The organism is Streptomyces sp. CC224B, from assembly GCF_030010595.1.
GTDB classification, from domain to species: Bacteria; Actinomycetota; Actinomycetes; order Streptomycetales; family Streptomycetaceae; genus Streptomyces; species Streptomyces longispororuber.
The window spans coordinates 1-4915 of record NZ_JASCXL010000216.1; the positions used below are offsets into that span (position 1 = coordinate 1).

5 protein-coding genes and 1 pseudogene are annotated in these 4915 nt (G+C 74.3%); 2 read left to right on the top strand and 4 right to left on the bottom strand.

Annotation, left to right across the window (positions count from 1 at the left end; translation table 11 throughout):
* Window positions 1-711, top strand: a 711-nt coding sequence (locus tag QK440_RS40715; RefSeq protein ID WP_282798308.1) for a polysaccharide deacetylase family protein, incomplete at its 5' end; no start/stop codon positions are given.
* Between the two features lie 29 nt (window positions 712-740).
* On the opposite strand, the gene QK440_RS40720 is transcribed toward QK440_RS40715, so the two are convergent.
* On the bottom strand, window positions 741-1334 hold the full coding sequence (locus QK440_RS40720; protein WP_190140759.1) for a class F sortase: 594 nt from the start codon (window positions 1332-1334) through the stop codon (window positions 741-743).
* A gap of 433 nt (window positions 1335-1767) precedes the next feature.
* Here QK440_RS40720 and QK440_RS40725 point away from each other — a divergent pair, with 433 nt between their 5' ends.
* The gene (locus tag QK440_RS40725; RefSeq protein WP_282798309.1) at window positions 1768-2253 is read left to right on the top strand and encodes a hypothetical protein; all 486 of its coding nucleotides are present in this window, start codon (window positions 1768-1770) and stop codon (window positions 2251-2253) included.
* 268 nt (window positions 2254-2521) lie between these two features.
* Here the strand turns inward: QK440_RS40725 and QK440_RS40730 are convergent, their stop codons facing one another.
* The 3 genes and pseudogenes from QK440_RS40730 to QK440_RS40740 all read right to left on the bottom strand — a co-directional run.
* The gene (locus tag QK440_RS40730; RefSeq protein WP_282798310.1) at window positions 2522-3031 is read right to left on the bottom strand and encodes a hypothetical protein; all 510 of its coding nucleotides are present in this window, start codon (window positions 3029-3031) and stop codon (window positions 2522-2524) included.
* A gap of 861 nt (window positions 3032-3892) precedes the next feature.
* Entirely contained in the window at window positions 3893-4657 is a 765-nt protein-coding gene (locus tag QK440_RS40735) for a DUF4239 domain-containing protein (RefSeq protein ID WP_282798311.1), read from the bottom strand.
* Between the two features lie 15 nt (window positions 4658-4672).
* Window positions 4673-4915 (bottom strand): annotated as a pseudogene (locus QK440_RS40740) (hypothetical protein); the annotation flags it as partial.

A 4915-nucleotide genomic window follows, 5' to 3' on the forward strand; every position in this document is an offset into this window, starting at 1 on the left:
GCCGCGGGCCCGGGCGCCTTCCGGGCCCGCAGGCCCTCCGCGTACCGGCTGCGGCCGATGGCCGGGCACGCGCCCGCGCGCACCGCCCCCGCCGGCCTCGCCGTGCGCCGCGCGCCCATCCTGCGGCTGCCCGGGCGCACCCGCGCCATGGTCCTGACCTTCGACGACGGACCCGACCCCCGCTACACCCCGGACATCCTGCGCACGCTGCGGCAGTACGACACCCGCGCCATGTTCTTCGTGTGCGGCGAGATGGTCGCGGACAACCAGGATCTGCTGCGGCAGATGGCCGACGACGGGCACGTGATCGGCAACCACACCTGGAGCCACCCGCTGCTCCCCGACCTGACGCGGTCCGCGATCCGCGAGCAGCTGGAGCGCACCAGCGACATCGTCCAGGGCACCGTCGGGGTGCCGCCGCTGTGGTTCCGCGCCCCCTACGGCGCCTGGAACCGGGCGGCCTTCGAGCTCGGCGCGGAGCTCGGCATGGAGCCGCTCGCCTGGACCGTCGACACCCTCGACTGGCGCACCCCCGGCACCCGCACCATCGTCCGGCGCGTCCTGAACGGCGCGGGCCCCGGCGTCGTCGTGCTCTCCCACGACGCGGGCGGCGACCGCACACAGAGCGTGCGCGCCCTCGACAGATATCTGCCGGCGCTCCTCGCCTCCGGATTCCACCTGACGGTGCCGCCGCGCCCACCCGGGTGGTGACTCCGCCTCGCGCACCGCGCGGTCGCGCGTCAGCGCACGTCGACCAGGCGGGCGAACACCACCACGTTGCCGTCGTAGCCGCTCTGCTGCGAGAAACCGCCGCCGCAGGTGATGACCCGCAGCTCGGGCACGCCCTTGTTGCCGTACACGCGATGGCCGGGGAAGTCGTTCTTGGCGAACACCTCGACGCCGTAGACCTCGAAGACGGCCGTACGCCGGTCCTGGCGCAGGACCTCGACGCGGGCGCCCTTCTTGAGCGAGCCGAGGCTGTAGAAGACCGCCGGGCCCTGCCGGTTGTCGACGTGGCCCACGACGACGGCCGTGCCCTTCTCACCGGGCGACACCGCTCCGGTGAACCAGCCCGCGAGGTTGGGGTCGTCCGCCGGGGGCGCGTCCACCCAGCCCTCCGCGTCGAGGCCGACCTGCATCACCGGGGCGTCGACGCGGATCGCCTTGATGCGGACGCGGTGGGCGGGCGAGAACGTCAGGGGCACGGGGGCGTCCTCCGCCTTGACGGGCGCGCGGTCCGCGGCCGCCGCCGACTCGGGCTGGGGCGGGCCCACGTCGAACTCCCCGGAGCCGTTGCGGATCAGTGCGAGCCCGGTGAGCAGCACCAGCGCCATCACACCCCATGGCGCACGCTTGCGCGGCCGCTCCTCCTCGAATTCCTCGAACTCTCCGGAAGGCTGCCCGGCGGCCTCGAACGGTTGGGACGACGACATTCCCTATCCCCTCTCGACGCGGCGTTCCGGCCACGTCACGGCACGTACGAAAACGCTAAGTGCAGCGCGCGCGGCGTGCGAAAGGGCGGATGCGAACGGGTGGCGTGACCACGGGGTCTGCGCCATCCGAGTCGCGGCCCGCAGGAAATTTCTGACGGTTCGTGACCTGCGGCGATTACCTCTCGCGCGGACGGCGCCCGGCGTGTTGCCTCACCAGGACGGACGATCCCCGAAATGCGGCCGTACGCAGGGCGTCTGAGGGTCTGACTGAGGGGTGCTCTCGCCGAACGACCGGGGAAATGGATTCCCGGGGTGCCTCTCGCGGAGGAATTCCATGCGTAATTCACGTGCACTGGCGGCGGTCGTCGCCGCGGGCGCCGTCGTGGGCCTCGCCGCGCCGACGGCCACCGCCTGGACCGGACCGAGCAACATCGTCGCCATGCCCAGCGTGATCGCCCGGGGCGGTCAGCTCACGGTCACCGTCGACAGTTGCGAGGCGCCCGGCACGGTCGAGTCGCCCGCCTTCCCGAAGACCCACCTGAACGCCATCCCGGGCGGCAACACGTCGAGCGCGACCGTCACCGTCCACCACCACGCCCGGCCCGGTGCCTACGACATCACCGCGCACTGCAACGGCAAGCCGCTCACGCGGCCGCACGCCTTCACCGTGATCCACGGCGCCGCGCGCGGCGGCCTCGGCGGCAGCTCCACGTCCGGTGCCACCAGCACCGACATGGCCATCGGCGGTGCCCTGGTGACGGTTGCCCTGGTCGGCGGCGGCGTGTTCTGGATGCGGCGCCGCGCCGAGAACAAGGCCTGAGCGGCGCGGGCGGAGGATGAAGGACCACGGCCGGCCTCGCGCGTCCCCCTTCCGCGCCGGGCCGGCCGCGTCCCCGCGCCTCGCACGGGCGTCGCGCCTCGCACGGGCGTCGTCCGTGTGCGAGGTCCGTGAGGCGCCGCGTGCGGGACCTGTGTGCGGGAAGTGCGGGCGGGGTGCGTGCGCCGCTGTGGACGGGATCCATGCGTGGGGGCCGTGTGCGGGATACATGCGCGGCATCCGTGTGCGGGGGCCGTGTGCCGGTGCCGGTTCAGGAGTGGCCGGAGTCCGGGCGCCGCCGCGTCCAGCAGTACGCCGTGCCGAGCACACCCGCGATGAGCACGCCGCCCACGGCGACGTGCTGGGCGTCGAACCCGCCTGCGCTGCCCCCCACACCCGCCTTGACGCCCTTGGTCTGCGTACCGGGGCTCTGGCGGCCGCCGCCGGTGGCGATGGTCAGGTCGGTCGTGCCGGACTCCGGGCCGCAGGTGAACGTCACCTCGTACAGGGCGCCGGGCTTGGCGTCCGGGAAGACGTGCGCCGTGGCCGACTTCTGCCCCTTGGGGACGGTGACGTCGTCGAAGACGCCGGAGGTCACCTTCGCGGCGTGCTCGCAGCCGTCGACGCTCAGCGTGACCTGGCCGCCCGCGGCGACCGTGGAGGGCGTGACGCGGAAGCCGAACGACGTGATGTTCTCGTCGCCCGCCACCGCGGTGGGAGTGGTCAGGGCCAGGGCGGCCGTGGTGAGCAGTGCCGCCGAGGCGACGCGTATCGCGCGCATGACGAGTCCTCCGGGTCCCGAGGAGCGGCCGCGGACCTGCTTCCGGCGGCGCCTGATACGCACCTCGATGCCGTGAACGCTAGATATGCCGCGGTTGCCCCGCGATCGCTGTCGTACGAACGGGGCACAGCGGTGGGCCGGACAGGGGACACGGGCGGCGTGGCGCGGTGACGCGGTGTGAGGACGTGGCAGGGCGGGGCAGCGTGTCAGGCGCCGGGTCCGGCACCGGCGCGGCGACGGGTGCGGGGGAGGGGCCCACGGCTGCGGACGCGAGGGCGCGCGACGCGTACGAGGTGGAGGGCGTGCACGGCGCGAGTACGGAGCGGGGGGAGCGTGGCCGGGCGCGTGGGCGGCGGCGTGCGCAGGCGGGTGAGGCGAGGGCGAGGCGGCCGTTCCGGTCACACGCCGTGTGCGTGCCGCGCACGCACTGGTCCGGCGCACACGCTCCCCGGACGGCTCCGGGAGGGGGTTACATGGGCATATGCCGCACGGGTGACGGCACAACGGGGGACAGCGGGGGCACCCGTGCGGCCGGGCCACCGGTACTTCCCCTGCGCCGGTGGCCCGACGGGCGGCCGGGCGACCGGACGGGACCGGCTCCGTGCCTCCCGCAGGGACGGTTCCGGCCGGGTGCGCCGCACGGCGCCGGCCTGACGCACAGCACCGTCCCGCCCGGACGCGCCGCACGGCACCGGCCCGGCACCCGCCGCCGGGAGCGGCCCGGTGCCGCACGGCCGGAAGCCGCGGGCCACCCGGGACTCCGGACCACCCGGGGCCCGGACCACCCGGGACCCCGGACCACCCGGGACCCCGAGCCACCGGGCCCCCGGGCCACCCGGAACCCCGCCCACCGGGGGCGGCTCAGTCGCCGACGCCCGGGAACAGCACCTTGAAGGGCTCCGCCGTCGCCGCGATGCCCCGGCTGTAGGGGGCGTCGAAGCCCCAGATGAGGAAGAGCAGGAAGGCGATCAGGGCGGAGAAGAGACCGGCGAGGATGAGTTCGCGCGCCGTGCGACGGATCTGCAGGGCGAAGATCAGACCCACGGTGACGAGGCCGCCGGTGAGCAGGCCGAACCAGACGACGCCGGGCATGGTCGGCTCGGCGCTGTCGCCCCGGGCGACGCGGGCGTCGTCGACGATGGCCACCTGGTCGATCAGCGGCTGGTAGGCCTGGGCCTCGAAGTCGGACGCGGGTTCGTAATCGGTCACGCCGTGGCGGATACGTTCCAGCAACTGGGTGCCGCGCGGGGTCAGTTCCCCGGTGTCGGCCATCCGGTCCCACTCCGTGGTGACGACATGGCCGACATACGCCCTTACGTCGCCCCGGATGCGGTCGCGGACCTCGGCGGGGTAGATCCGGACCCGCTCGTGCACCTCGTGCAGCGCCTGGGCCTCGACACGGACGTGGTCCTGGGCGGCGCTGCGAGCCTCCCAGACGCCTGCGATGGCCAGACCGAGGACGATCGCGTAGACCACGCCGATCATCATCGTCATGTACTCCATCACGTCCGGAGTTTCCGACGCGTCATAGTCCGCGGAGGTTCGCCAGTGCCGCAGGACGACGACGACGAGCACGACGCCGCACGCGGCGCCCATCGCGAGGGTGAGAACAAGCCATTCCGACAACGGTTCCTCCGGCGGTCAGCGCGGTCGCAGCGCGGCGACGGCGAGCACCGCGGGTGCGGTGATGAGCAGGGTGAGATGGACCAGGGACGGCCCGCCGCGCGGCTGCTGCCGACGCGTGGGCGCGCGGTACTCGGGGTACGCCACGGGCTCGGGCGCGGGGCTGGAGCGCTCCGGCGGCGTCGGGCTCGGCGCGGGCGGCTTCGGCCGCGGCGGGGCGACCGACGGCGCGGGCGGCGCCGGGGCCGCCACGGGCGGTGG

Coding starts and splice junctions, on each gene's coding strand:
- QK440_RS40720 (WP_190140759.1), bottom strand. CDS start 1,334: ATGGCGCTGGTGCTGCTCACCGGGCTCGCACTGATCCGCAACGGCTCC.
- QK440_RS40725 (WP_282798309.1), top strand. CDS start 1,768: ATGCGTAATTCACGTGCACTGGCGGCGGTCGTCGCCGCGGGCGCCGTC.
- QK440_RS40730 (WP_282798310.1), bottom strand. CDS start 3,031: ATGCGCGCGATACGCGTCGCCTCGGCGGCACTGCTCACCACGGCCGCC.